Below are 26,150 nucleotides of genomic sequence, written 5' to 3'. Positions count from 1 at the left end.
CAGCATCGCAGGCGCCCGGCCTCAGGCGGGCACGGGGCGCGAGCGCCGCAGGAACAGCGCGCAGACCACCAGGCCCCAGCCCCCGAGCACCAGCCACGGCACCGCGGCGGCGTCCGTGCCGCCGAGGCGGCCGTACATGAAGCCGCCGCCGAGGTTGCCCACGACGCCGCCGATCGCCAGGGCCAGGCCGTGGACGCCGAAGTAGGAGGCGACCGAGGAGGGGTCGGCGTAGCGCGAGACCTCCGAGTTCATGATCGGCGAGAAGAGCACCTGGCCCAGGGTGAAGACCACGACGCCGACCGAGAGCCCGACGGCGCTCTGCCACAGCCCCATCACCACCAGGCCCGCGGCGAGCCCGAGCGTGGCCAGGGCCAGCGACTGCCGCGGCGCCAGCCAGCGGTCGGCCGCACGGGTCATCGGCAGCATCACCACGACCATCACCACCGCCGCCAGCGAGTAGACCGCGCCCAGGCCCACCGAGCTCGGCAGCACGTCACGGGCCAGCACCGGCACCGCGAGGTAGAGCTGAGAGACCAGCACCCAGGTGCCGGCCACCAGCGCGCAGAAGCCCAGGAACGGCCGGTCGCGCAGCACCGGCAGCAGCCCGGCGGGGTCGGGCGCGGTGCCCTCGGCGTGCATGTCGCGGGGCAGCCCGACCAGGGTGATGACGAAGGCGACCAGGAACAGCCCGGCCGACGCCGCGGCGACCCACTGGAAGTCGAAGCCGGCCAGCAGCCCGCCCAGCAGCGGCCCGCAGACGAACCCGAGGTTGCTGAGGATCTCGCGCAGCGAGTAGACCTGCACCCGGTTGCGCTCGCCGGAGAGCAGCGTGTACGCCGCGTAGCTGGCGGGGTGGAACAGCGAGCCGCCGAGCCCGGCCAGGACGCTGGCCACGACCAGCCCCGGCACCGTGGTGACCACGGCGAAGAGCCCGAAGCCGGTGGCGCGCAGCAGCACGCCCGTCGCGATCGCCCGCCGGTGCCCCAGCCGGTCGGCCAGCAGGCCCGACCAGGGCATCAGCCCCTGCTGGCTGGCGCCGCGGATCGCGGCCAGCACCCCGACCACGCCCACGGTGAGCGCCAGGTTGTTGAGCAGGTGGTAGGCCAGCAGCGGCACCAGCATGTAGAAGCCGACCGCCATCGTGAAGGTGTCGGCGAGCAGCACCAGCAGCGGCGCCTCGAGGCGGGTGCGGCCCGGTCTCGTGTCGCTGGTGGTCATGCGGTGCGTCCGAGCAGGCTGCCGTGCCGCTCCACGGTGCGCCGGGCCGCGACCAGGGCGGCCAGGCCGGGCACGCTCAGGCCCAGCACCGGCACCAGCGTCGGCAGGACCGTGCACAGCGCGACCCAGGTGACCAGCACGACCAGCACCCCCGCGGAGCGGGCGGGCGCCGTCACGACCAGCCCCAGGGCCAGCCGCAGCCACTGCCGCGCCGAGCCGTCCCGGGCCAGCGCCGCGGCGGCCGGCAGGTGGGCCACCACCAGGGCGCCCAGCGCCGCCAGCGGCACCAGCGCGGCCAGCAGCAGCACCGCCCACGGCGACGACCGGCTCGCCAGGAAGACCACGTCGGCCACCACCAGCGCCACCACGACCGTGGCCGCGACGCTGAGCGGCAGGGTGCGCCGCCAGGTGGCGGCGAGCTCGCGGAAGGTGGTGGTGAAGACCGTGTCGAGGTCGTCCTCGAGCCAGCGCTGCAGCGCCCGCACCAGCGCCACGGCGGCGCACAGCCAGGTCACCACGCCCAGCGCGATCACGAAGCCGGCGATGCCGGCGAACGCCAGGTTGGCGGGGTAGGCCAACCAGCGCAGCGCCGCCCCCTCCCAACCGGGGCCGGCACCGGCACCACGGCCGGAGGGGCGACGCAGCGTGCTCACCCGCCCAGCGACGACGTGCCGACGGCGATCCGGGTGCCCGCGGCGGCGCACTCCCCGGCCAGCGCGGCCTTCGCGTCGGCGCCGTCCTCCAGCGCCACTGCCAGCTCCTCCACGACCCCTCCTCGGCTGATCCCGACCACCACTGTGCCGTCCTGCTCGCGCACGTGGGCGGAGGAGGGCGTGTCGTCGTGCCACGCGAGCGGCTCGAGCACGCTGACCAGGACCGCCCGGGTGGTGGGCCCGGTCTCGCGCACCAGGGTGTGCTGCACGCTCTGCACCGCCAGGCTCGGGGTGCTCGCGGTCGGGTTGGCGAAGACCTCGGTGGGCCGGGTCGACCAGGTCGCGTCGCCCGGCGCGGGGCCGGAGACCCGCAGCCGGCCGGGGGCGGCCTCGGTCAGGGCGGTGCCGTCGGCGACGTCGAAGGGGTGGTCGGCGTGCAGCAGCCACGACCAGGTGCGCGGGGTCTCGCTCTCCAGGTGGTCGACGACCAGCAGGGTGCCGCGCGGCGACAGCGCGAGGTGCCGGTCGACCCGGCGCACGCCGAGCTCGTCGGCGTACATGGCGCCGGTCTCGCTGGAGGCGCAGGTCCAGCCGGCCTCCAGGACGGTCTCGGTGATCCGGGCGACGTGGTGCTCGGCGAGGTCCTCGTAGACGTGGTAGCGGTCCTCGTTGGCGAAGCCCTGCCCGTCGACCAGGATGCCGTTCTGGTGGCCGTGGCGCTTGCGGTTGGAGTAGCCCTCGTCGATCGCCAGGTAGGCGTCGTGGCCCAGCAGCGTGAAGGTGCCGGCGTCGGGCTGGTGGTGCCCGGCGTTGAGGGTGCGCCAGCCGCGCTCGCGGTCGAGCCGGTGCGAGGACTCCCACGCCTTGTGCCCGCCGCCGGGCGAGGCCTTGAAGGAGACCATCACCGCGTCGTCGTCCCACGAGGTGCGCCCGACCACGAGACCGAGGTCGGCGAAGAACCGGCTGGTCGGCAGGGTGTCGACGGGCTCGGGCTCGACGCTGGGGTCGTACCAGAGCAGCTCCTGGTAGGCCTCGGGGCGCACGCCCGGCTTGACCCCGCTCTCGTAGGCCTCGCGCCAGTAGAAGCGCTCGCTGACCCGGTCGGCGAGCCACTGGGCGTGCCCGAGGCGGTACTTGGAGGCGAGCTTGTAGTACATCGAGACGCTGTGGCCGCTGCGCCGGTCGTGGCAGTCGCCGTGGTTGATGATGCGCTCGAGGTCGGGGGCGGCCTGGTAGAGCCGGTAGTAGAAGGTGTGGCGCAGGTAGTCGCTGCCCTCGAAGAGGTCGATGCCCTCGGCGGCCTCGAGCACGTCGAGGTAGCTGACGATCCACGGGACGCCGTAGCGCCAGTAGACGACGCCCTCGTTGTTGGAGCCGTCCTCGGGCAGCAGCCCGAGCACCTCGGTGAAGTTCTCCTTGGCCCGCTCGGTCCAGGCCTTGGCCTCGGGGTGGCGCGGCGCGAGCACGTAGCCGGCGGTGGCCAGCCCGGCGTAGCAGATCCAGTTGTGGTTCTGCCAGTACGACGAGGACCACCAGCCGCCCTCCGACTCGACCGCGAAGTCGTAGAGCCGGCGGCCCTGCAGCAGCAGCTTGGCCTCGAGGCGCTCGCGGGTCTCCTCGGGCAGCGCGTCGCCGGCCCAGGACAGCGCCAGCGAGAGCCCGTGCAGGATCCACCCGGCGTCGAGGTCGTGGTCGGGCATGTTGGCCTTGCCCCAGTGCGGGAAGCCCAGCGGCGACTCGAGCCAGCGCTCGAGCTCGGTGAGGAAGTGCTGCTGGCCGGTCAGGCGGTAGGCCAGCGCCAGGTTGGCCGCGGCCGGGCCGAAGTAGGTGATGCTCGCGCTCGGGTGCTCGGTCGGCAGCTCCATCGAGCGGTAGCGCTCGCACTCCCCCAGCAGCCGCTTGAACTGCACCCGGCGCACCGTGGTGACCTCCTCGCGCAGCGCGTCGAGGCGGCCCTCGAGCAGGAGCCGGCCGGCGCCGTCGTCGGAGCCGCCGTCGGGGCCGGGGCGGGTGGTGGTCGTGGTCGGGTCGCTCACTGGGGGTCCTCTGCTGGTGTGGTGGGCGTGGCTGTGCCGGACGTGCTGCCGGGGGTGGTCGGAGGGAGCGGGTGGAGCCGGTGGGTCTCGGTGGTGCCGTCGCCCAGGCCCACCTCGACGGTGAGGCCCTCGGGCGTGGTGCGCACCTGCACCGAGCGCGGGCCGTGCGGGTCGTCGGCGGGCTGGTAGGCCGAGACGAACCAGACCTGGTCGCCCTCGGCGTGCCAGTCGACGACGGGCAGCACCCGGGCGGGGTCGTCGGAGGGCCCGCGCCCGGGCACGACCCGGAGGGCGGAGGGCCCGGAGGCTACGTGCAGGGCGACGAGCTCGGAGCCCTCCTGGGCGCCGCTGCCCCAGGTGGTGCGCCAGTGGTCGGCGCCGCCCTGCACGGCGATCCCGGCCGCGGGTCGCAGGCCGAGGTCGAGGGTGCGCGGGGTCTCGGCGCGCACCAGGACGGCGTCGAGCAGGTAGCGCTCGGTCATCTCCAGGTGCCGCTCGAGGCGTACGCCGTCGTAGGCGTCGTCGGCGGCCACGCTCGCGCGGGCGCCCCGCTCGGTGGTCTCCCAGCGGGCCACCCGGCCGGTGCAGGGCGCCTGGTCGGCGTCGTCGACGCGCACGGTGGGGTGGGCCAGGGTGCGGGCGTAGTGCTGCAGGCGCAGGTGGCTGGCGTACGGCGGCACACCGGGTGCCGGCTGCCACTGCTCCTCGCGCCCGTAGAGGTAGAGCCCGAGCTTGTCGTGGTGGCCGTGGCTGCCGCCGTGCGGGCCGGCGTCGACGACGGCCTGCCAGCGACCCGAGGGCGGGCGCAGCACCAGGAAGCCGGCCTCGGGCCAGTGCACCGACCGGGCCGGCCGGGGCTCGCGCGCCGCGCGGGGCGGCCCGTCGAACCAGCCGTCGAGCTCGTCCTCGAGGCCCGTGCCGGCCGGGGTGAGGGCGGCGCGGGCGTGGGTCTCGAGCCGGTCGAGACCGGGCAGGTCGACCAGCTGGCGGCCGAGCACCGCGACCTCGAGGAGCTCCTGCTGGGCGGGCACCCGGGCGTACGGCCCGTCGTGCAGCACCGGCAGCACCCCTGCCTCGGTGGCCAGCCCGACGAGCACCGCGAGCATCCGCTCGAGCCGGTCGGCGACCGGCTCGGGCAGCGAGCGGGGGGCGCTGCCGCCCAGGCCGAGCAGGCAGGCACGCAGCACGAACAGGTGGTAGTACGTCGAGCCCTCCCACTCCCAGCCGTCGTCGCCGACGGCGGCCTCGAGGAAGGCGTGCAGGCCGTGCGGGCCCTCCTGCCACTGCTCGAGGTCGGCGGCCTCGTCGCCGAGGGCGAGGCTCGCGCGGGCACACAGGGCACCGGCGGCGTCGAGCCAGGCGGTGTAGTTGTTGCGCAGCTCGCCGCGCTCCTCGACCAGGGTGCGGCGCGCGGCGTGCACGGTCTCGCTCAGCGGCGTGAGCAGGTCGCGCGCGGGCTGCAGGTCGGCCGCGTCGTGGCCGTGCACGGCCGACCCGGTCGCCAGGGCCAGCACGCCGTCGGCGACGGCCACCCCCCAGATCGACTCGGTCAGGGCCTGCGAGAAGAGCTTGCCGCGCAGCATCCACTCCTGAGACGAGGAGCTCCAGCCGGCGGCCAGGACCTCGCGGTAGACCTCCACGTAGTCGTGCACGAGGCCGACCGCGAGCGCCCGGTCACCGGCGTCACCAGTGCGCAGGTAGCGGCGCGCGCTGGTGCGCAGCGTGCGGGCACAGGCCTGGTGGGACAGCACCCGCCAGGCGCCGTCGAGCTCGGCGCCCGAGAGCCGGCAGCCGTGCGGGCACAGGTGCGGCTCCCCCTCGACCCGGTCGGGGTCGTGGAGCAGCTCGGTGCCGTGGGTGGGGCAGACGTAGTCGTGCCACCACCCGGCGCGCCCCGACGGGACGACGGGGCGCTGCGGGGTGGGGGCGTCCGCGGTCGGGGCAGTCACCGGGTGAGCACACCACCGTTGACGTCGATGGTCTCGCCGGTCACGTAGGCGGCCAGGTCGGAGGCCAGGTAGCACACGGCGCCGGCCACGTCGGCCGGGGTGCCGGCCCGCTGCAGCGGCACGCCCGCCACGATCCGCTCGCGCGCCTCGGGGGCGGTGAAGGTCTCGTGGAAGGCGGTCTCGCCGATGAAGCCGGGCGCCACGGCGTTGACGGTGACCCCGTCGCCGGCGAGCTCCTTGGCCAGGCCCTTGGTGAAGCCGAGCATCCCGGCCTTGGCGGTGGCGTAGGCCACCGAGCCCGGGCCGCCGCCGTTCTCGGCCGCGAGCGAGGCCATGTTGACGACCCGGCCGCTGCCCGAGGCCCGCAGCGCCTTGGTGGCGGCGCGGGTGACGAAGAAGGCGGTGGAGATGTTGAGGTCGATGACCTGGCGGAAGAACTCGTCGCTCATCTCCTCGACCGGGCTGCGGCCGACCAGGTGGCCGGCGTTGTTGACGAGCACGTCGAGCCCACCGAGGTACGCCGTCGCCTCCTCGACGCAGCGCTGCGCCTGGGCGGAGTCGGTCAGGTCGGCGCCGATGGCCACCGCGCGGCGTCCGGCCGCCTCGGCGTCGGCGACGGCCTGGGCCGCACCCTCGGAGCTGTGGGCGTAGTGGACGGCCACGTCGGCGCCCGCCTCGACGAGGGCGGCGACGACCGCGCGGCCGATGCCGCTGCCGCCGCCGGTGACGAGGGCGCGGCGTCCGGTGAGGTCGAGAGTCATGATGAGTCGCTTTCTTGTCGTGGTGTGGTCGTGCTGCGGTCGTGCTGGTGGTGCGGGGTGGTGCTCGGGGTGGGGCGTGCCGGCTACTTGATGCCGGCGTTGGTGAAGCCCTGGATGAAGTAGCGCTGGGCGAAGAGGAAGAGCAGCACCATCGGCACGGTCGCCAGGGTGGTGCCGGCCATCAGGTAGGCCCACTGGGTGGTGCCCTCCTGCTGGAAGACCGCCAGGCCGACCTGGATCACGCGCAGGTCGTCACGGGTGGTGACCAGCAGCGGCCACAGGAAGTTGTTCCAGCTGTCCTGGAAGGTCAGCAGGGACACCGTGGCGATGGCGGGCTTGATGAGCGGGGTGTAGACCCGCGCCCAGATCGCCAGCTCGCCGGCCCCGTCGAGGCGGGCGGCCTCCTCCAGCTCCTTGGGCAGCGAGAGGTAGAACTGGCGGAACAGGAAGATCGCGAAGGGGCTCAGCCCGCCGGGCACGATCAGCGCCCACCAGGAGTCGAGCCAGCCGCTGCCGCCCTGGCCGAAGATGTCGTTGCCGCCGAAGAGCGGCATGAACTTCACGATCAGGAACTGCGGCACGATCTTGGTGTACGTCGGGATCATCAGCATCGCGACGAAGGCCAGGAAGATCAGCTCGCGGCCCCGGAACTGGACCCGGGCCAGGGCGTAGCCGGCCATCGCGCCGAAGACGACGGTGATGACGGTGTGGCCCACCGAGATGATCATGCTGTTGCGGAAGTAGGTGGCGAACGGGGCCGCCTGCAGCGCCTCGGAGTAGTTGCTCCAGGCCCAGTCCTCGGGCAGGAACGACGGCGGGAACTGCGCCAGGTCGGCGGGCGTCTTCAGCGACGTCAGGATCATCCAGGCGAAGGGCAGGATCATCGTCAGCGCCGAGAGCGCCAGGACCACGTGCAGGACCACGCGGGCCACCGGCTTGGGCCGCCGGCTCTGCGGGGCGTGGGGCGGTGCGCTCGGGGCGGTCTGCGCCTCGGGGGCGTCCAGGTGGGGTGCGGTGGTGCTCATGCCTCGTCGCCTCCGGTGAGTCGTCGGTTGACCACGGTCAGGACCAGCAGGAAGGCGAAGAGGACGACCGACTGCGCGCAGGCCATGCCCATCCGGAAGTTCTGGAAGGCGCTGCGGTAGACCTCGTAGGTCATCATCGTGGTCGCGTTGGCGGGTCCGCCGTTGGTCAGCACGTAGATCTGGTCGAAGACCTGGAACGCCGAGATGATCGAGACGACGAACACGAAGAACGTGGCCGGCTTGAGCATCGGCAGGGTGATGGAGAAGAACTGGCGCACGCTCGAGGCGCCGTCCATCGAGGCGGCCTCGTAGAGACCGGGGTCGATGTTCTGCAGGGCCGCGATGTAGATCAGCATCTTCAGGCCGATGCCCTGCCAGATCCCGACCAGGATCACCGAGCCGAGCGCGAAGTCGGGGTTGGCCAACCACGCCTGGCCCGGGATGCCGAAGAACGACAGGAACCCGTTGAAGAGGCCGAACTGCGGGTCGTACATCCACAGCCAGACCATGGCGATCGCGACGGTGGCGGTGACCTGCGGCAGGAAGAACGCCGCCCGGTAGATCGCCCGGCCGCGCAGCTTCTGGTTCAGCAGCACCGCGATCACCACGGCGATGGCCATCGAGAACGGGACGGTGAAGAAGGTGTAGACGATCGTGTTGATCGTCGCCTTGCGGAAGACGTCGTCGTTCCAGAGTTCGGTGTAGTTGTCGAGGCCGATGAACCGCGGGCTGTCGAAGACCGAGTAGTCGGTGAAGCTGAGGACGATCGTGGCGAGCACCGGCAGGGCGATCCACATGCCCACGTGGATCACCGCGGGGGCGACCATCAGCCACCCGGTCCGCCTCTGCGTGCGCGCCATCGAGCCACGGCCCCGCGGGGGCGGGCCGGCGTCTCGGGCGGCGGGGGCGGCCAGCTGGGCCGCGTCATGCGCTGTCTGGGTCATCGTGCACCTCAAGTGGTCGGGTCAGGGGGCGGCGTGCCCGGGGTCCGGGCACGCCGCCGGGCGTCAGGAGCGGTCCATCGCCGCCTGGGCGTCCGCGGCCAGGTCGTCGAGCGCCTCCTGGGGCGTCTTCTGGCCCAGGAGCGCGGCCTCGACGGCCGCCGCGAAGTCGCCACGGATCTCGAGCCACTCGGGCACGCCACCCTCGGGGTGGGCCTTGTCGAGGTTCTCCATGGCGAACTGCACCATCGGGTTGGACTGCACGTAGTCGGACTCCAGCAGCTCGGTGCGGGCCGGCACGTTGCCGCGCTGCTCGCTGGCGGCCAGCGAGGCCTCGGCGCTGGTGAGGAACTCCAGCAGGGCCGCGGCCGCCTCCTTCTCCTGCGAGCGGGCCGACATGGCCACCAGGGTGCCGCCGTGGAACATGGCCTCCTCGGTGCCGTCGACCATGAAGGGCACCAGCTGCTCGGCGACCTTGGGGTTGGAGGCCTGGGCCTTCACCCACACGTCGTTGTGGCCGATCATCATCGCCGCGCGGCCGTTGACCACCGGGTAGGTGTCGACGTCGGCGCTGGAGTAGCCGATGTCCTCGACGCGGTCCTCGCGCACCAGGTCGACGACGTACTGCAGGGCCTCGACGCCCTCGGGCGAGTTGAAGGCCGGCGCGCTCAGGTCGTCGTTGAAGAGGCTGCCGCCGTTGGAGAAGAGCAGCACCTCGAACATCTGGCGCGGGTCGAGGGTCATCACGTCGAGACCGGCCTGCTGGAGCTTGTCGCCGTCCCGCTCGGTGAGGGCGACGGCGTACTCGCGCATCTCCTCCCAGTCGGCGGGCGGCTCGTCGAAGCCGGCCTCGGCCAGCAGGTCCTTGCGGGCAATGCCGATGCGGGTGTCGAGCATGATCGGGACGGCGTAGAGCTCGTCCTCCCACATGCCGGCGTCGAGCACCTCGGCGGTGACCTCGTCGGAGAGCTCGTCGTAGTCGATGCCGAACTCGCCGAGGCCCTGGAGCACGCCCTTGTCGGCGAAGCCCTCGATCCAGCCGACGCCCATCATCATCACGTCGGGCACCAGGCCGCTGGCGATCGAGGTGGTCAGCTTCTCGTTGAGGCTGCCGTAGTCGGTGTAGTCGACCGAGACGGTGACGCCCGGGTTCTCCTTCTCGAACTGCGGCAGGAGCTCCTCCTCGAGCACCTGCTTGCCGCTCTCACCCTCGAAGATCGGGGTGAGCAGCTTCAGCTCGGTGGTGCCGTCGGCGGCGTTGCCCCCGCCACCGCAGGCCGACAGGCTCACGGCGGCGGTCACGGCGAGAGCCGCGAGGGCCCCGGTTGTCCTGCTTCTCATCTCTGCTGCTCCTTGTGGTGTGGCTGTGGGTGTGGCTGTGGGTGGTGCTGTGCCTGGGTGGCTCGGTGGTGCTGGGTGCTGCTCAGTGCTTCTCGAGGTGGGCGACCAGCTCGGCCGCCAACGCCTCCAGCGCGGCGGCTCCGTGGTCGACGTACGTCTTCTCCAGGACGCTGCCGACGCCGACGGCGACCGGGCCGGCGCCGAGCCAGCCCGCGATGCTCGTGGCGTCAACCCCGCCCGTGGGGATGAACCCGGTGTCGGGGAAGACCGACTGCAGGGCCCGGAGGTGGGCGATGCCGACGGTGTCGGCCGGGAAGAGCTTGATGGTGCCGGCGCCGAGCGCCCGCGCCCGGATGACCTCGGTCGGGGTCAGGACGCCGGGCACGGTGGGGACGCCCGCGGCCAGGCCGGCCACGAGGACGTCCTCGTCGAGGCCCGGGGAGACGACGAAGCGGGACCCGGCGGCGAGCACCGCGTCGAGCTGGGCGGTGGTGGTGACCGTGCCGGCGCCGACCAGCAGCTCCGGGTCGCCCGCGAGCTCGCGGATCACGCCTGCGGCGTCGGGGACCGTGGTGGTCACCTCGAGCACCGTGATGCCGCCGGCCTTGAGCGGGGCGGCCATCTCGACGGCCGTGCGCGCCGTGCGGGTGCGCAGCACCGCCAGCACGGAGGGGCCGGGCAGCAGGGTGCGCAGGTCGGGGCCGGTCGCGTTGGCGATCTCAGTGGTGGCGGTCATCGCGGGGCCACCTCCTCCTCGGCGAGGTGGGCGGCGTACTCGCTGGCGCTGGGCAGGCCCTCGTAGTCACCGAGGTGGGAGACCACGCGGCTGGCCACCCAGCGACCGGAGTCGAGGGCGTCGCCGAGGTCGGCGCCGCCGAGCGTGGCGTGCAGGTAGCCGACGTTGAAGGCGTCACCGGCGCCGACGGTGTCGACCACCGCGGCCACGGGGTAGGCCGGGCGCTCGAGGCAGACGCCGTCCTTGACGCCCACGACGCCGGCGGCGCCGCGCTTGACCACGACGGAGCACAGGTCGTAGGACTCCAGCCAGCGCAGCGCGGCGGGCAGGCCGCGGGCGGCGCCGCCGACCTGGGCCATCGCCAGCAGCTCGTCCTCGCCGACGAGCAGGTCGCTCACCGAGGGCAGGAAGGCCACGCTCATCGTGGCGGCATCCTGCTCGGACCAGAGCTTGAGCCGGAAGTTGGGGTCGAAGCTGACCGGGACGCCGCTCTGGCCGGCGAGCTGGACCATGCGGGCGGTGGCCTCGCGGGGGCCCTGGCCTAGGGCCAGGGTGATGCCGGTGACGTGCACCCGGCGCGCCCCCGCCACGGCCTGCTCGTCGACGTCGGCGGGCGTGAGGCCGGCCGCCGCCGAGCCGCGGCGGTAGTAGTAGGCATGGATGTCGTCGGGCGCGCGGCGCTCCTTGATCATCAGGCCGGTGACCTCGTCGGGGTCGCGGACGATCCAGCGGGTGTCGACGCCCTCGCCACGCAGGGTGCGCACGACCTCGTCGCCGAAGGGGTCCTGCCCGACGCGGCTGACCAGGGCCGAGGAGCGGCCGAGGCGGGCCAGGCCGATGGCCACGTTGGACTCCGCGCCCACCACCGACTTCACCAGGTGGCTGGTCGAGGGCAGGCGCCCGTCGGCGGCGGTCAGGCAGATGAGCGGCTCACCGAGGGTCACCACGTCGTGGCTGGCAGTCGGTTCACACTCTTGAACATTGGTCACAGACATGAATGTGCCGTACGTCATACTGAATGTCAATCCCTATACTGAATCTCGACGCCCGACCGACCGGCGCCGAGCGCGCTCGAGAGGACCCCCTGTGAGTGACGAGATCGACGGCTTCCAGCCGGTCAAGTCGGCCGATCGCACGCTGGCGGTGCTCGAGGCCCTGGCCGACGCGCGCCAGCCCCCGAGCCTGGGCGACCTGTCGCGTGACCTGGGCATCCCCAAGAGCAGCCTGCACGGCATCCTGCGCACGTTGACCCAGCGCAACTGGGTGGTCAGCGACGCCACCGGCACCCGCTTCAGCCTGGGGCTGCGGGCGCTGCGGGTGGGCTCCTCCTTCGTCGACACCGACGACATGGTCACCCGCACCGCGCGGACCCTCGACTGGATCTCCGCCGAGATCGGCGAGGCCACGCACCTGGGGCGCCTCGACGGCTCCGACGTCGTCTACCTGGCCAAGCGCGACTCGACCCACCCGGTGCGGCTCTACTCAGCCATCGGGCGCCGACTGCCGGCGCACGCGACCGGGCTGGGTAAGGCGGTGCTGGCGACGTACACCGACGAGGCCGTGCTGGCGATGCTGCCCGAGGAGCTGGTGGCCCTGACCGACCACACCGTCACCGACCACGACGCGCTGCTGGCCGAGCTGGCCCGGGTGCGGCGCGACGGCTACGCGACCGACAACGAGGAGAACAGCGCGGGCATCCGGTGCTTCGCGGCCGCACTGCCGCCGGCCTCCCCCGGCCCGGCCACCGACGCCATCAGCATCTCCATCCCGATGTTCCGGCTCGACGCGGCCCTCGAGGCGCGCGCCATCGAGCTGGTCCTCGAGGTGCACTCCCGGGTCCTCGCCGGCGTGTGAGCGCGAGTCGGCGCGCTCAGACGTTGCAGCGGAACGACGACCGTTGCGGACTGCTGGCGGCCCGCTGGACGGTCGGGCTAGTCCGAGCCCCGACCTAGACCTTCGATCTTCGCGGATCTCGCGGACAGGTCGCGAATGCTCTGCCAGACGGCCGCTCGGGGCGCATCGATCTTGAGTGCGCGGATGTATTCGTCGAGACGTTGCGGGCGATCTCGGAGGTGGGTGACTGCCTTGTCGAGGCTCTCGCCGACCGTCTTGCCGTAGGCATCGACCGCCTTGCGCGCGCCGGCCTTCAGTGCGCTGGTGTCGGGTTTCATCATGGCCAGGTCGATGAGGTCGCGGCTGAACGTCGACGTGTCTGCCCATCGGTCGTCGTTGGCGAGCAGCTTGGTTGCGACCTGGTCGGCTCGCGTCAGGATCCGCAACCCACAGATCTCATCGTCCGGGGAGGGAGTGTCGAGGTCGACGCGACCTTCATGGATGATCTCGAGCTTGATCGCCATCCCCGCAACGAGCACCGTGGTCCTGATGCCGTAGCCGTCGACAGTGGGCGTCCGACCCAGCTCCAGTTCACGTGTAGCCAGAGCGTCGAGCCCGTGGTCCCTGACCATCTGGCGCAGCTCGCAGTAGGACTGCGGGTCGGAGACCAGGAAGTCGATGTCGACCGATTCGCGGAACTCACCATTGGCGAGGACGATCGCGGTGCCGCCTCCGAACCAGCAGTTGTGCTCTGCCAGGAGCGGCGCGTCGAGGATCAACAACACCTCGGCCACCTGTTGGTGGTGCAGCCGCCTAAACAAGCAGCCTCCCGTTGCTGTAGGTGTCCGCCAGGTGCTGGATGAACACCTTCTCGTGATCGGTGAGGGCTTCCTGGTCGAGGTGTCGCCAGCCGCGTTCGTAGAGGTTGAGTGCCTCCGTCTCGGTGATGGTGGTGCCGGCGTCGGTCTGCCAGGCCAGCGTGCGCAGGCCGGGGTAGTCGCCCACCGTGATCTTCGCCGGCTCTGCTGCTGGAGCGTCGAGGATCGGGACGACGAGGTGAAGTCCGAGTGCGGCTGCAACGTTGACGTACGCGCCGATCGTGACCGAGGGGTTGCCTGCCTCGATCCTGTGCAGGGTGACACGCGAAACGCCAGCAGCTTCCGCACAGGCGACTACCGTGACACCGAGGGCCTTTCGGCGTTCGCGCAGCCGGGCGCCTAGGCGTTCGAGGTCCGCCTGCTGCTCGGGGCTCGTGTACGGGCTAGAGGCTGGCATGTTTCTCATTTTAGTCGTTCGAACTTTTGAGTCAACAATGAGAAACGCTTCGAGCAATCGGACATCCTCAAATTCAGACCTGACAAGAGGGTGCAGAGTCAGCAGCCGTTTGGCAGCAAGAGGTCGTTCTATGCATGAGGTCTTTTCGACTCAGCCTGTCTACGAAGGTCCGGAAGCCGCTTCATATGGGTCTCATCGCAAAGGGACGCCGCCGAACCGACGAGCGCAAGAATCGTCAGCGGGCGACCGCACCTGGCCGCCGCCTCCACCTTGTGATGTCCGTCGAGGAGGAAGTGAGTCAGACCCCAGTGCGCGTAGTAGTCGCTAGGCGCATCAGTTGCAGACTGGCAGACGTCAAGGGTCGACACCGCCACCGCAGTCGGCTCCGAGCCCGACTCCAGTCTCCGGACGTACTCCTCCACGCGGGCGGCGTCATTCCACGAGGGCGGGACCATCGGGGCGATGAACTCGTAGAGATGCGCGTCAGGGGTCACGGCGGTCTGGAACGTCCGGTAGTAGGGCGTGCTCGGATACTCAGGCAGCCCCCAGAAGCTTGCACGTGCCTCACGTGCGCACTGTCCGGATTCGACGGAGCGCACGCGAGGCCCACATCAAGCACCTGGCCGCAGTTCTCAGATTGAGCGCGCCGGAAAGTCCACACAGAGTTGGCGAAAAGAGAGCACGAGTGACGCACCCTCACGCGGGCGCGTGATGGACATGCACTGTCGGAGCCCCGAAGTAGGCTCAGGCTCCATCATCCATCCGGAATTCCCCCTCAACAGGGCACAGGGCACGCCTGGCTCACACGTTGAAGCGGAACTCCACCACGTCGCCGTCGGCCATGACGTAGTCCTTGCCCTCCATGCGCACCTTGCCGGCCTCCTTGGCCTTCTGCATGGTGCCGTGCTCCATGAGGTCGTCGAAGGAGACGATCTCGGCCTTGATGAAGCCCTTCTGGAAGTCGGTGTGGATGACACCGGCGGCCTCGGGGGCGGTGGCGTTCTTCTTGATCGTCCAGGCCCGCGTCTCCTTGGGGCCGGCGGTCAGGTAGGTCTGCAGGCCCAGGGTGTCGAAGCCGACGCGGGCGAGCACGTCGAGGCCGGGCTCGGTGACGCCCATCTCGGCGAGCATCTCGCGGGCCTCGTCCTCGTCGCCCAGCTCGACGAGCTCGGACTCGAACTTCGCGTCGAGGAAGATCGCCTCGGCCGGCGCGACCAGGTCGCGCATCTGCTGCTTGAGGTCCTCGTCGGCCAGCTCGTCGGCGTCGCAGTTGAAGACGTAGATGAAGGGCTTCGCGGTCAACAGCGACAGCTCGCGCAGCAGCGCGGTGTCGAGGTCGGTGTCGATGACCGGGGTGCCGGCCTCGAGGTGGGCCAGCGCCTCCTTGGCCGCGGCCACGACGGGGGCGAGCTCCTTGTTGCCCTTCGCCTCCTTCTCCAGGCGCGGGATCGCCTTCTCGACCGTCTGCAGGTCGGCCAGGATCAGCTCGGTCTGGATGGTCGAGATGTCGCTCTGCGGGTTCACCTCGCCGTCGACGTGGGTGACGTCCTCGTCGCGGAAGACCCGGGTCACCTGGCAGATCGCGGCCGACTCCCGGATGTGGGAGAGGAACTTGTTGCCCAGGCCCTCGCCCTCCGAGGCGCCGCGCACGATGCCGGCGATGTCGACGAACTCCACGGTCGCCGGCAGCTGCTTGGCCGAGCCGAAGACCTCGGCCAGGCGGGGGAGCCGGTCGTCGGGGACGCCCACGACGCCGACGTTCGGCTCGATGGTGGCGAACGGGTAGTTCGCCGCGAGCACGTCGTTCTTGGTCAGGGCGTTGAAGAGGGTCGACTTGCCCGCGTTGGGGAGACCGACGATGCCGATGGTGAGAGCCACGGGCGGTGAGTCTAGGTGTCGCTGCGACGCCCGGTCACATCTCGACGGTCTCGTTGTCACCGTCGATGCGCGAGCCGGCGACCTTCGCCTTCACCAGGTTGGCCAGCTGCACGACCTTGGAGCCGCCGGGGGCGTCCCAGTACTCCGCGGTCTCGGCGTCGACCTCGATCAGGATGTTCTCCGGGTTGTCCGGCCCGCCCTGCAGCCACGAGTCGGTGAAGGCGCTCCACAGCTCCGCGAGCCTGGCCTCGTCGTCGACCACCGACGCGGTGCCGGCGATCGAGACCCAGGAGCCGCGGTCGCTGTAGGAGACGTTGACCCGCGGGTCGGCCTGCAGCGCCTGCACCTTCTCGGAGTGCAGCTCGGCGATGAAGTAGAGCGAGCCGTCGACGTCGGTGTCCTGGGTGGCCATCGGCTTGCTCAGCAGCCTGCTGCTGGGGTCGACGTAGGTCAGCATCGCGATCTTCGCGTCGTTGACGAGGTCGAGCACGCGCTGCTCGTCGTCGGTGTGGCTGCTGGTCACGGGGCCTCCTGGGGAGCGGTTCGGGTCACCTCGAACGTACGTCGGCCCACCGGCCCCCAGGTCACCCCGCAGGTCACCCCTGGAGGTCACCCCTGGAGGGCGCGGAACCGCTCCGCCAGCTCCTCGCTCAGCGGCCGGGATCCGCGGGTCTCGTCGTCCATCTGCACGATCACCGTCGTGGCGCGGGCGACGGCGCGGCCCTCCTGGAAGAGCCCCTGCTGCATGGTCACCGAGGAGCGGCCGACCTTGGCCACCCGGGTACCGATGTCGACGCTGCCCGGCCAGGTGATCTCGCCGACCAGGTCGAGCTCGATGCGCACGATCACCCACGCGGCGCCCTCGTCGCTCATCGTGGTCCCGTCACCGGGGTAGAGAAGCTCGACGCGGCCGGTCTCGAGCAGGGTCGAGAAGACCGCGTTGTTGACGTGGCCCTGCCGGTCGGTGTCGCCGTAGCGCAGCTTGTCGCGGCTGCGGGCGGGGAAGTCGTCGAGACCCGGCTGGTCGGTGGAGGTGTCGGTCACGGCGCCCAGTGTGCCCGCGCCCGTCCCGTCGTACGACGGGGGTGGTGACACCGGTGTGGTGGTGTGGGTCACACTCGGGACGTGCCTTGGTGCCGACCCGGTGCCGGGGCTCGACGTCCTCGGGAGGGAACACCATGACCGCCACCCGCACCGAGCCCGCTCGCCGGGCCGACGACCGCATCGCCGAGGCCCGGTCTCGCGACGAACCGGGGGCCTCCGAGCTCAGCACCCCCCTCGACCTGCTGCTCTCCGAGGCCGGGCGCGGCCCGCTGCGCCGGTTCCTGCCCGGCATGTCGGGGGTGCGCCTGGCCGCCGGCCTGGCGCGCCGTCCGGGCGCCGTGGCCGGGCGGGCCGCGGGGCTGGCCGCCGAGCTGGCCCGGGTGCAGGTCGGTCGCTCCGAGGTCGGGCCGCACCCCAAGGACCGTCGCTTCGCCGACGAGGCCTGGGCCAAGAACCCCTTCCTCAAGCGCACCCTGCAGAGCTACCTGGCCACCGGGCAGGCGCTGCGCGGGCTGGTCGCCGACGCGAACCTCGGCTACGGCGACTCCCAGCGGATGGGCTTCATCGTCGACAACGTCGTCGAGGCCCTCTCCCCCACCAACAGCCCCGCGCTCAACCCCAAGGTGCTCAAGCGGACCATCGACACCGGCGGCGGCAACCTGCTGGCCGGTGGGCGGCGCTTCGTCAAGGACTTCGCGACCTCGCCCCGGGTGCCCTCGATGGTCGAGCCCGACGCCTTCTCGGTCGGCGAGGACGTCGCGGTCACCCCCGGCGACGTGGTGCTGCGCACCGACGTCTTCGAGCTCATCCAGTACACCCCGCAGACCACCAAGGTGCGCAGCGTGCCGCTGCTGATCGTGCCGCCGACGATCAACAAGTACTACGTCATCGACCTCGCCGAGCAGCGCAGCCTGGTCGAGCACCTGGTGCAGGCCGGCCAGCAGGTCTACTGCATCTCCTGGCGCAACCCCGACGCCCGGCACGCCGACTGGGGCCTGGACACCTACGGCCAGTCGATCCTCGAGGCGATGACCGCCGCCCAGGACATCTCGCGCCAGGAGCAGGTCGCGCTGCTCGGGATCTGCTCGGGCGGGATGATCGCCTCGATGGTGATGGCCCACCTCGCCGCCACCGGCGACCTGGGCCGGGTCGCGGCCTTCAGCCTCGCCGTCACGGTCCTCGACCAGCACCAGGCCGGCCTGCCCAGCGCGCTGCTCTCCCACAAGGGCGCCGCCGCCTCGACGCGTGCCTCGCGGGAGAAGGGCTACCTCGACGGCCGGGCGCTGGCCGAGATCTTCGCGTGGCTGCGGCCCAACGACCTGATCTGGAACTACTGGGTCAACAACTACCTGATGGGCCACGCCCCCAAGGCCTTCGACATCCTCTACTGGAACGCCGACCCGGTGCGGATGACCGCGGCCATGCACCGCGACTTCATGGACCTCGCGGTGCGCAACGCGCTGGTCGAGCCCGACGCCGCGACGATGCTCGGCTCGCCGGTCGACCTCGGCAAGGTCGACGTCGACTCCTACGTCGTGGCCGGCATCGCCGACCACCTGTGCCAGTGGGAGTCCTGCTACCGCACCACCCAGCTGCTCGGCGGCGACTCGCGGTTCGTGCTGTCCACCAGCGGCCACATCGCCGCGATGGTCAACCCGCCGAGCAACGAGAAGGCCAGCTTCCAGACCCGCGACACCAACCCGCCCGGGGCCGCCGAGTGGCTGGCCGGCGCCACCAAGGTCAGGGGCAGCTGGTGGAGCGACTACGTCGACTGGCTCGCCGAGCGCAGCGGACCCGAGCGCAACCGGCCGCGACGTACCGGCTCCGCCGCCTACGAGCCGGTCTGCGCGGCCCCGGGCACCTATGTCCACGACCGCTGAGCCGCCCGTGAGCACCCCCGAGTCCGCCCCCGACCGGGTCCGCTCGGTCTCGGTGCGCGGCATCACCGCGCGGATCTCGGTGCGCGAGGGCGTGGGGCCCTTCGTCAACGAGCCGCCGCTGCTGCTGTGCAACGGCATCGGGGTCTCCTTCGAGGTGCTCCAGCCGCTGGTCGATGCCCTCGACCCGCGCCGCGGCGTGGTGCGCTTCGACGTGCCCGGGGTGGGCGGCAGCGCGCTGCCGCCGACGCCGTACCCGATCGCGGCGCTGGCCTCCTGGGTCACCCGGCTGATGGCCGGGCTCGGCCACCAGCGCTTCGACGTGCTCGGCCTCTCGTGGGGCGGCGGGCTGGCCCAGCAGCTGGCGGTCCAGCACCGTCGGCGGGTACGCCGCGTGGTGCTGGTCGCGACCGGCACCGGCGCCCTGATGGTGCCGGCGCACCCCTCGGTGCTGCTCAAGATGTCGACCCCGCGCCGCCACCGCGACCCCGAGTACGCCGCGCGGATCGCCGGGGACATCTACGGCGGCACGATGCGCACCGACCCCGCCAAGGGTGCCCGCCTGCTGCACTCGGTGACCCGGTCGGGCCCCCGGCGCGGCTACTACTACCAGCTGGGCGCGATGGCTGGCTGGACGAGCCTGCCGTTCCTGCGGCTGCTGCGGCAGCCGACGCTGGTGATGGGCGGCACCGACGACCCGATCATCCCGGTCGCCAACCCGCGGCTGCAGGCGCGGCTGATCCCGCACGCGCGGCTGCACCTCTACGAGGGCGGCCACCTGGACATCGTCACCGAGGCCGAGCGCCTGGTGCCGGTGGTCGAGCAGTTCCTGCTCGGCCTGCGCCCCGACATCGAACCCGAGGGAAAGGCCCCCGCGTGAACGCCCACGAGCCCGAGGTCGCCGACCTGCACGACTCCCCCTTCTCCGACTTCCTGGGCTTCGAGCTGCTGCTCGAGGAGCGGGACCGCGAGCTGCTGAGCCGGGTGCGGGCGTTCATGACCCGCGAGGTCGAGCCGGTCATCAACGAGCACTGGACCCGGGGCGAGTTCCCCCACCAGCTGGTGCCGGCGATCGCCGAGCTCGGGATCGCCGGCCTGGCCTACGACGGCCCCGGCTGCCCGGCCCGGGGCGCGCTGGTCGACGGCATGGTGGCGATGGAGCTCAGCCGCATCGACCCCTCCATCGGCACCTTCATGGGGGTCCACGGCGGGCTGGCGATGGGCTCGATCCACCTGTGCGGCTCCGAGGAGCAGCGAGAGCGCTGGCTGCCGGCGATGGCGCGGATGGAGCTGATCGGCGCCTTCGGCCTCACCGAGCCCGACGTCGGCTCGGCCATCTCGATGGGCCTGGCCACCACCGCCCGCCGCGACGGCGACGGCTGGGTGCTCAACGGCGAGAAGAAGTGGATCGGCAACGCCTCCTTCGCCGACCTGGTGATCATCTGGGCGCGCGACGAGGACGACGGCGAGGTCAAGGGCTTCGTCGTCGAGAAGGGCACCGAGGGGATGACCTTCGAGATCCAGCAGGACAAGATCGCGCTGCGGGTCGTGCAGAACTCCGAGATCCACCTGCGCGACGTGCACGTGCCCGAGACCCAGCTTCGCCAGCACCTCCGAGGTGCTGCGGGTGACCCGAATGGGCGTGGCCTGGCAGGCCGTCGGCTGCGCGCGCGGCGCCTACGAGCACGCCGTGCGCTACACCAAGGCGCGCGAGCAGTTCGGCCGGCCGATCGCCTCCTTCCAGCTGGTCCAGGACCTGCTGGTCAAGATGCTCTCCAACGTCACCGCCGGCACCGCGATGAACGTGCGCGCCTCCCAGCTGCAGGACGCCGGGTTGCTGCGCGACGAGCACGCCTCGCTGTGCAAGGTGCACAGCACCGTGCGGATGCGCGAGACCGTCGGCTGGGCGCGCGAGGTGCTAGGCGGCAACGGCATCCTGCTCGAGCACCACGTCGGCCGCTTCGTCGCCGACGCCGAGGCCATCTACTCCTACGAGGGCACCCGCGAGATCAACACCCTCATCGTCGGGCGCGCCATCACCGGCGAGAGCGCCTTCGTCTGAGCGCCCCCACCGCTGGATGAGCAGCGAGGGCGCCGCCGTTGGTCGAGCAGCGAGGGCGCCGCCGTTGGTTGAGCAGCGAGGGCCGAAGGCTCGAGCGTCGTCGAAACCCGGCGACCCCATGGCGTACGGCGACCCGGCCGGTTCGAACCAGCCGGGTCGGCGCCTCAGGCCTCCTCGCCCGACTCGCTGCGCACGAAGGCGGCGAAGCCGGGCACGGTGAAGCGCAGCATGCCCCGGGCCGCGACCTCGATCAGGCCCTTGTCGAGCAGGCTGCGCCGGGCGACGCTGATCTCGTTGGTGCCCACGCCCATGCGCTGCGCCACGTCGCCGCGGCGTACGGCGTCGTCGCCCAGCGCGGCCATCGCCACCAGCAGCCGCCGCTCGCCCGGGGCGGCCTTGGCCCAGCGGGCCCGGAACATCGTCTCGAGCTCGCGCTCGACGTCGGCGTGGGCGGCGTCGAGCTCCTCGAGGCCCAGGCGTCCTCCGGCCGCGGGCCGGGCGCGGCGCCACAGCGCGTCGCCGTAGAGCTGGAGGAAGTAGGGGTAGCCCTGGGCGAGCGAGACCACCGCCTCGAGCAGGTCGGGGCTCCAGGCGACGTCGTGCTGGGCGGCCGGCACCACGAGGGCCTCGGCGGCGTCGGCGTCGTCGAGGCGCTCCAGGGTGCGGAAGGCGAAGCGCTCGCTGAAGGTGACCGCGGCGGTCAGCACGTCGGGTGCGTTGGGCAGGCCGGCGGCGAAGAGCACCGCCGGCGGCTCGGGGACCGCGTTCTGCAGCTCCTGCCAGGCGTAGGCGAGAGTGCGCAGGTCGGCGCGCGGGGCGGCCTGGATCTCGTCGACGATCAGGCACAGCCCGGCCGAGCCGCGCTGCCGCGCCTCGAGAGCGGCGGTCGTGACCAGCTCGCCGAACGCGGCCGAGGCGGCGCGCTGGCCCGGCCCCGGGGCGCCGGGGCTGACGTCGACCTCGATGCCGGCCTTGGCCGGCCCGGCGCCCAGCTCGAGGCTGAGCCGCTCGAGGCGCTCGCGCCACGGCGCCCGCCGGGCGACGTCGACCCCGATCCGGTCGAGCTCGGCGGCCAGGGCGTGCACCAGCGAGGCCACCAGCGACTCGTCGCCGCGCGCGGTCACCCAGGCCGTCACCATGCCGACCCCGGCCGCCGACTCGCGCACCCGCTTGAGCAGCGAGGTCTTGCCCACGCCCCGGGAGCCGATGTCGACCCGCACCCGCCCCTGGAAGCGGGCGTAGGTGGCCACCACCGCCAGGTCCGCCTCGGCGGCTTCGAGCTGCTCGCGGCGCCCGGCGAGCACGCTGGGGGCGGCACCAGGGGTGTACGGGCTGGGCAGCGACATCATGATGATTCCTTATGGACCGGAGGTTCCATCAGGGACCATAACCGGAGCCGGCGACATCCCGGTCGACCTCCGGGCGGCCGCGCCCCGTACGTTGTGAGCGTGCGCCTGGCCACCTGGAACGTCAACTCCCTCCGCTCCCGCATCGACCGCGTCGAGGCCTTCCTCGCCCGCCACGACGTCGACGTCCTGGCGCTGCAGGAGACCAAGGCCCGGCTCGACCAGCTGCCCCTGATGGGCCTGCAGTCGGCCGGCTACGAGGTCGCCGCCGCCGGGGTCAACCAGTGGAACGGCGTGGCCGTCATCAGCCGCGTCGGCCTCGACGACGTCGAGGTCGGCTTCCCCGAGCAGCCCGGCTGGGGCGAGGAGGGCGAGCCCGAGGCGCGCGCCATCGGCGCCACCTGCGGCGGGGTGCGGGTGTGGAGCCTCTACGTGCCCAACGGCCGCAAGGTCGACGACCCGCACTACGCCTACAAGCTCGACTGGCTGGCCCGCCTGCGCGAGGCCGCGCGCGGCTGGGCCGAGACCCCCACCGCCCTGGTCGGCGACTGGAACATCGCCCCGCGCGACGAGGATGTCTTCGACATCGCCCAGTTCAAGACGAGCACCCACGTGACCCCGCCCGAGCGCGCCGCCTTCCAGGGCTTCCTCGACGACGGGTACGCCGACCTGGCCCGCCCGTTCACCCCCGAGCCCGACAGCTACACCTACTGGGACTACTACCGCCAGCGCTTCGAGCGCAACCGCGGCATGCGCATCGACTTCCTGCTCGGCTCCCCCGCGCTCGCCGCACGCACGACCGGTGCGTTCGTCGACCGCGACGAGCGGGCCGGCAAGGGCGCCTCCGACCACGCGCCCGTGGTCGTCGACCTGGCCGACTGACCTGGCCGACTGACCTGGCTCCCCGGGACTGTCGGTGGTCGCGTCCATGCTGGCCACATGGACGTCTCGACGGTCGCCGCACTGACCACCACCCTGCTGATCGGCCTGGCCATCGGGGCCGTGCTGGGGCTGCTGTGGGCCCGGCTGCGCCACGCCGAGGCCGCCGCCGCGGCGCCGTACGACGACCGGGTGGGCGCCGCGCTCGACCAGCGCGCCGCCGACCAGGCGGTGGTGCGCGAGGGCCTGGAGCGGCTCCAGGACCAGCTGCGCGACCTCGAGCACAACCGGGTCTCGTGGCAGGGCCAGCTGCACCAGCAGGTCGCCGACATGCGCCACACCACCGACCTGCTCGGCAAGGAGACGCGGGCGCTGAGCACCGCGCTGCGCAAGCCGCAGGTGCGCGGGCAGTGGGGCGAGCTGCACCTGCGCCGCGCCGTCGAGCTGGCCGGCCTCGTCGACCGGTGCGACTTCCGCGAGCAGGTGCGCCTCGACGACGGGGCTCAGCGCCCCGACCTGGTCGTGCAGCTGGTCGGCGAGCGCCAGGTGGTCGTCGACGCCAAGGTGCCGCTCGACGCCTACCTCGACGCCACCTCGGCCGACGACGAGGAGACCCAGCGCGCCCACCTGGCCCGGCACGCGCGCCAGGTGCGCACCCACGTCGAGCAGCTCGGGGCCAAGTCCTACTGGCGCTCCCTGGAGCAGACGCCCGAGTTCGTGGTGCTCTTCGTGCCGGCCGAGTCGTTCCTGGCCGCCGCGCTCGAGGCCGACCCGGGCCTGATCGAGCACGCCGCCGCCCGCCAGGTGGTGCTGGCCTCGCCGACCACCCTGATCGCGCTGCTGCGCACCGTCGCGCAGGGCTGGCAGCACGAGGCGCTGGCCGAGCAGACCCGCGAGATCCACCGCCTCGGGCGCGACCTGCACGGGCGCCTGGGCACCCTGGGCACCCACGTCGACGCGGTCGGGCGCTCCCTCAACGCCGCCGTGGGCCACTACAACAGCGCGGTCGCCTCGTTGGAGTCGCGGGTGCTGGTCTCGGCGCGCCGGTTCACCGACCTGGCGGTCACCGACGAGGAGCTGGGCTCCCCGCGCACCGTCGAGCTGCGCGCGGTCGACCGGCGCGCCGACACCGAGGAGACCGGCGAGCGCCCTAGCGTGGCGCTGTAGGCCTCGAGGCCCGTCCACGCAGCGCCCACGTCGGAGCGGAGGTGCGACACCGGTGAGCAGTCCTGGTCGCGCGCCCACGCTGTGGGAGGAGGGCACCACCCCCGGCGCCGCGGTGGTGGCGCTCGGGCTCGCGCTCACCCTGACGGCGGTCGCCCTCGACCTGGTGCTCTCCCCCGGCCTGGGCTGGGTCTACGACGTCGCCTTCGTGCTGGTCTGCACCGCCTGCGCGCTGCTGGTGCGCCCCCGCGACTTCTTCACCGTCGGCGTGCTGCCGCCCCCGCTGATGCTCACCGCGCTGGTGCTGCTCGGCGCCACCAGTCCCGGCTCGGTGGCCCGTGACGACGACGGCGCGGTGCAGGCGGTCTTCTCCGGGCTCGCCGACCACGCCCTCGCCCTGGTGCTCGGCTACGCGCTGGCGCTGGTCGTGCTGGTGGTGCGCGACCGGTTCGCCCGCGCCCACGGGCGCGGCGCGGCCATCGCGTGGCCTACTCGAAGCGCGACGGGTCGCCCGAGCCGTGGCGCAGCACCTCGGGCTCCGGGCCCGACCAGTCCACGACCGTCGTAGGCTCCGCGGTCGTCTCGCCCGCCTCGATGACGATGTCGACCTGGTGCTCGAGCTCTTCCTTGATGTCCCAGCCCATGGTGCGCACCTCGTTCTCGCCGGGCAGGATCAGCGAGCTCGACAGCAGCGGCTCGCCGAGCTCCTCGAGCAGGGCGGTGACGACCACGTGGTCGGGGATACGCACCCCGACGGTCTTCTTCTTGGGGTGCAGCAGCCGCCGCGGCACCTCGGGGGTGCCCGGCAGGATGAAGGTGTAGGGACCCGGCGTCGCCGAGCGGATCGCGCGGAAGGCCGCGTTGTCGACGTGCACGAGCTGGCCGAGCTGGGAGAAGTCGCGGCACACGAGCGTGAAGTGGTGCTTGTCGTCGAGACCGCGGATCCGCAGGATGCGGTCGCGCCCGTCGCGATTGCCGATCCGGCAGCCCAGCGCGTAGCCGGAGTCGGTCGGGTAGGCGATCAGCGCGTCGTCGCGCAGCGCCTCGACCACCTGCGACACCAGCCGCGGCTGCGGGTCGACGGGGTGCAGGTCGACGTACCTGGCCATCGGGGTGCCCCGCCTCAGCCGCGGGCCGCGGCCTGGGCGGCCTTCATGTCGCGGCGCAGCTCCTTGGGCAGCGAGAAGATCAGCGACTCCTCGGCGCTGTGCACCGCCTTGGCGTCGGGGTAGCCACGCTCGGCCAGGTAGGCCAGCACGCCCTCGACCAGGTTCTCGGGCACGCTCGCGCCCGAAGTGACGCTGACGGTGCGCACGCCCTCGAGCCAGGCCTCGTCGATCTCGCTGGCGTCGTCGACGCGGTACGACGCCTTGGCGCCGGCCTCGAGGGCCACCTCGACCAGGCGCACCGAGTTGGAGGAGTTGCCCGAGCCGACGACGATCAGCAGGTCGCAGCCCTCGGAGATCTCCTTGACCGCCAGCTGGCGGTTCTGGGTGGCGTAGCAGATGTCGTCGCTGGGCGGGTCGAGCAGCTCGGGGAAGCGCTCGCGGATGGCCGCGACCGTCTCGAGGGTCTCGTCGACCGACAGCGTCGTCTGCGAGAGCCAGGCGACCCGGCTGGGGTCGCGCACCACGATGTCGGCGACGTCGGCGGGGCTCTGCACGAGCTGGATGTGCTCGGGCGCCTCGCCGGCGGTGCCCTCGACCTCCTCGTGGCCCTCGTGGCCGATCAGCAGGATGTCGTAGTCGTCGGCGGCGAAGCGCTTGGCCTCGTGGTGGACCTTGGTCACCAGCGGGCAGGTCGCGTCGATCGTCTTGAGCTCGCGCTCGGCGGCCTGGCGGTGCACCTCGGGGCTGACCCCGTGGGCGGAGAAGACGACCGTGGCGCCGGCCGGCACCTCGGCGATCTCCTCGACGAAGACCGCGCCGCGCGACTCGAGGTCGGCCACGACGTGCTTGTTGTGCACGATCTGCTTGCGCACGTAGACCGGGGCGCCGTACAGGTCGAGGGCCTGCTCGACGGTCACCACCGCGCGGTCGACGCCGGCGCAGTAGCCGCGGGGCGCGGCCAGGAGCACGGCCTTCTCGGCCTCGTCGGGGCTGAGGACGGGAGGCATGCCCATGCTCACGCCC

General features: G+C 72.2%; 25 protein-coding genes and 1 pseudogene. 8 read left to right on the top strand and 18 right to left on the bottom strand.

Annotated elements, in window-relative coordinates:
* Positions 1–21: 21 nt before the first annotated feature.
* The 10 genes from OCU29_RS00570 to OCU29_RS00525 form a co-directional block, all read right to left on the bottom strand.
* Positions 22–1,218, bottom strand: a complete 1,197-nt coding sequence (locus OCU29_RS00570) for an MFS transporter (RefSeq protein WP_261818399.1) — start codon at positions 1,216–1,218, stop codon at positions 22–24.
* Positions 1,215–1,871, bottom strand: a complete 657-nt coding sequence (locus OCU29_RS00565; RefSeq protein WP_261818398.1) for a hypothetical protein — start codon at positions 1,869–1,871, stop codon at positions 1,215–1,217. The genes OCU29_RS00570 and OCU29_RS00565 overlap by 4 nt, the downstream gene beginning before the upstream one ends.
* Positions 1,868–3,907, bottom strand: coding sequence for a DUF4962 domain-containing protein (locus OCU29_RS00560; protein ID WP_179615607.1), 2,040 nt, complete (start codon positions 3,905–3,907; stop codon positions 1,868–1,870). The genes OCU29_RS00565 and OCU29_RS00560 overlap by 4 nt, the downstream gene beginning before the upstream one ends.
* Complete coding sequence (locus OCU29_RS00555) at positions 3,904–5,856, bottom strand: heparinase II/III family protein (protein WP_261818397.1); 1,953 nt, start codon at positions 5,854–5,856, stop codon at positions 3,904–3,906. The genes OCU29_RS00560 and OCU29_RS00555 overlap by 4 nt, the downstream gene beginning before the upstream one ends.
* Entirely contained in the window at positions 5,853–6,617 is a 765-nt protein-coding gene (locus OCU29_RS00550) for an SDR family NAD(P)-dependent oxidoreductase (RefSeq protein WP_261818396.1), read from the bottom strand. Before OCU29_RS00550 ends, OCU29_RS00555 begins: the two co-directional genes overlap by 4 nt.
* 83 nt (positions 6,618–6,700) lie before the next feature.
* Positions 6,701–7,642 (bottom strand): carbohydrate ABC transporter permease, encoded by a 942-nt coding sequence (locus OCU29_RS00545; RefSeq protein WP_179615604.1) that lies wholly within the window; start codon positions 7,640–7,642, stop codon positions 6,701–6,703.
* A complete protein-coding gene (locus OCU29_RS00540) occupies positions 7,639–8,586 on the bottom strand; it encodes a carbohydrate ABC transporter permease (RefSeq protein WP_179615603.1) in 948 nt (315 codons plus the stop codon). The genes OCU29_RS00545 and OCU29_RS00540 overlap by 4 nt, the downstream gene beginning before the upstream one ends.
* Positions 8,587–8,649: 63 nt before the next feature.
* Positions 8,650–9,924 carry an ABC transporter substrate-binding protein gene (locus OCU29_RS00535; RefSeq protein WP_179615602.1) on the bottom strand — a complete coding sequence of 425 codons (1,275 nt, stop codon included), beginning with the start codon at positions 9,922–9,924 and terminating at the stop codon, positions 8,650–8,652.
* An 82-nt stretch (positions 9,925–10,006) separates the two neighbouring features.
* The gene (locus OCU29_RS00530) at positions 10,007–10,660 is read right to left on the bottom strand and encodes a bifunctional 4-hydroxy-2-oxoglutarate aldolase/2-dehydro-3-deoxy-phosphogluconate aldolase (RefSeq protein ID WP_261818395.1); all 654 of its coding nucleotides are present in this window, start codon (positions 10,658–10,660) and stop codon (positions 10,007–10,009) included.
* Positions 10,657–11,604: a sugar kinase gene (locus OCU29_RS00525; protein ID WP_261818394.1), complete on the bottom strand. Its 948-nt coding sequence runs from the start codon at positions 11,602–11,604 to the stop codon at positions 10,657–10,659. The genes OCU29_RS00530 and OCU29_RS00525 overlap by 4 nt, the downstream gene beginning before the upstream one ends.
* Positions 11,605–11,746: 142 nt before the next feature.
* Here OCU29_RS00525 and OCU29_RS00520 point away from each other — a divergent pair, with 142 nt between their 5' ends.
* Positions 11,747–12,514: an IclR family transcriptional regulator gene (locus OCU29_RS00520; protein ID WP_218876308.1), complete on the top strand. Its 768-nt coding sequence runs from the start codon at positions 11,747–11,749 to the stop codon at positions 12,512–12,514.
* Between the two features lie 77 nt (positions 12,515–12,591).
* Here the strand turns inward: OCU29_RS00520 and OCU29_RS00515 are convergent, their stop codons facing one another.
* The 5 genes from OCU29_RS00515 to OCU29_RS00495 form a co-directional block, all read right to left on the bottom strand.
* Positions 12,592–13,287, bottom strand: coding sequence for a nucleotidyl transferase AbiEii/AbiGii toxin family protein (locus tag OCU29_RS00515; protein ID WP_261818393.1), 696 nt, complete (start codon positions 13,285–13,287; stop codon positions 12,592–12,594).
* A 19-nt stretch (positions 13,288–13,306) separates the two neighbouring features.
* Complete coding sequence (locus OCU29_RS00510) at positions 13,307–13,768, bottom strand: helix-turn-helix domain-containing protein (protein WP_261818392.1); 462 nt, start codon at positions 13,766–13,768, stop codon at positions 13,307–13,309.
* 801 nt (positions 13,769–14,569) lie between these two features.
* Complete coding sequence (gene ychF / locus OCU29_RS00505; protein ID WP_261818391.1) at positions 14,570–15,646, bottom strand: redox-regulated ATPase YchF; 1,077 nt, start codon at positions 15,644–15,646, stop codon at positions 14,570–14,572.
* Positions 15,647–15,680: 34 nt separating this feature from the next.
* Positions 15,681–16,169 (bottom strand): pyridoxamine 5'-phosphate oxidase family protein, encoded by a 489-nt coding sequence (locus OCU29_RS00500; protein WP_261818390.1) that lies wholly within the window; start codon positions 16,167–16,169, stop codon positions 15,681–15,683.
* An 86-nt stretch (positions 16,170–16,255) separates the two neighbouring features.
* Positions 16,256–16,690 carry a thioesterase family protein gene (locus OCU29_RS00495; RefSeq protein ID WP_261818389.1) on the bottom strand — a complete coding sequence of 145 codons (435 nt, stop codon included), beginning with the start codon at positions 16,688–16,690 and terminating at the stop codon, positions 16,256–16,258.
* A gap of 134 nt (positions 16,691–16,824) precedes the next feature.
* On the opposite strand from OCU29_RS00495, the gene OCU29_RS00490 reads away from it, so the two are divergent.
* The 4 genes and pseudogenes from OCU29_RS00490 to OCU29_RS00475 all read left to right on the top strand — a co-directional run bounded on the left by OCU29_RS00490 (position 16,825) and on the right by OCU29_RS00475 (position 20,629).
* Complete coding sequence (locus tag OCU29_RS00490) at positions 16,825–18,570, top strand: alpha/beta hydrolase (protein WP_179615597.1); 1,746 nt, start codon at positions 16,825–16,827, stop codon at positions 18,568–18,570.
* Between the two features lie 7 nt (positions 18,571–18,577).
* A complete protein-coding gene (locus tag OCU29_RS00485) occupies positions 18,578–19,447 on the top strand; it encodes an alpha/beta fold hydrolase (RefSeq protein ID WP_261818388.1) in 870 nt (289 codons plus the stop codon).
* A 116-nt stretch (positions 19,448–19,563) separates the two neighbouring features.
* Positions 19,564–20,088 (top strand): annotated as a pseudogene (locus OCU29_RS19820) (acyl-CoA dehydrogenase family protein); the annotation flags it as partial.
* A gap of 97 nt (positions 20,089–20,185) precedes the next feature.
* Positions 20,186–20,629 (top strand): acyl-CoA dehydrogenase family protein, encoded by a 444-nt coding sequence (locus OCU29_RS00475; protein WP_261818386.1) that lies wholly within the window; start codon positions 20,186–20,188, stop codon positions 20,627–20,629.
* A 164-nt stretch (positions 20,630–20,793) separates the two neighbouring features.
* Here OCU29_RS00475 and OCU29_RS00470 read toward each other — a convergent pair whose 3' ends face one another.
* Positions 20,794–21,975 carry an ATP-binding protein gene (locus OCU29_RS00470; protein ID WP_261818385.1) on the bottom strand — a complete coding sequence of 394 codons (1,182 nt, stop codon included), beginning with the start codon at positions 21,973–21,975 and terminating at the stop codon, positions 20,794–20,796.
* A gap of 102 nt (positions 21,976–22,077) precedes the next feature.
* On the opposite strand from OCU29_RS00470, the gene OCU29_RS00465 reads away from it, so the two are divergent.
* Genes OCU29_RS00465 through OCU29_RS00455 form a run of 3 tightly spaced genes read left to right on the top strand, consistent with a single transcriptional unit; the run spans position 22,078 to position 24,586 of the window.
* Positions 22,078–22,857 carry an exodeoxyribonuclease III gene (locus tag OCU29_RS00465; RefSeq protein WP_179615594.1) on the top strand — a complete coding sequence of 260 codons (780 nt, stop codon included), beginning with the start codon at positions 22,078–22,080 and terminating at the stop codon, positions 22,855–22,857.
* A gap of 57 nt (positions 22,858–22,914) precedes the next feature.
* Positions 22,915–24,021, top strand: a complete 1,107-nt coding sequence (locus tag OCU29_RS00460; RefSeq protein WP_261818384.1) for a DNA recombination protein RmuC — start codon at positions 22,915–22,917, stop codon at positions 24,019–24,021.
* Positions 24,022–24,073: 52 nt separating this feature from the next.
* Positions 24,074–24,586, top strand: a complete 513-nt coding sequence (locus OCU29_RS00455; protein WP_261818383.1) for a DUF6542 domain-containing protein — start codon at positions 24,074–24,076, stop codon at positions 24,584–24,586.
* Here OCU29_RS00455 and OCU29_RS00450 read toward each other — a convergent pair.
* Both OCU29_RS00450 and OCU29_RS00445 read right to left on the bottom strand, forming a co-directional pair.
* Positions 24,507–25,127, bottom strand: coding sequence for an L-threonylcarbamoyladenylate synthase (locus OCU29_RS00450; RefSeq protein WP_179615590.1), 621 nt, complete (start codon positions 25,125–25,127; stop codon positions 24,507–24,509). The genes OCU29_RS00455 and OCU29_RS00450 overlap by 80 nt on opposite strands.
* A gap of 14 nt (positions 25,128–25,141) precedes the next feature.
* Positions 25,142–26,140: a 4-hydroxy-3-methylbut-2-enyl diphosphate reductase gene (locus OCU29_RS00445; RefSeq protein WP_179617361.1), complete on the bottom strand. Its 999-nt coding sequence runs from the start codon at positions 26,138–26,140 to the stop codon at positions 25,142–25,144.
* Positions 26,141–26,150: the final 10 nt, after the last annotated feature.

Source organism: Nocardioides sp. OK12, assembly GCF_024341885.1.
In the GTDB taxonomy this organism is placed as follows: Bacteria; Actinomycetota; Actinomycetes; order Propionibacteriales; family Nocardioidaceae; genus Nocardioides; species Nocardioides marinisabuli.
This window is presented reverse-complemented; position numbering and strand designations above follow the sequence as displayed.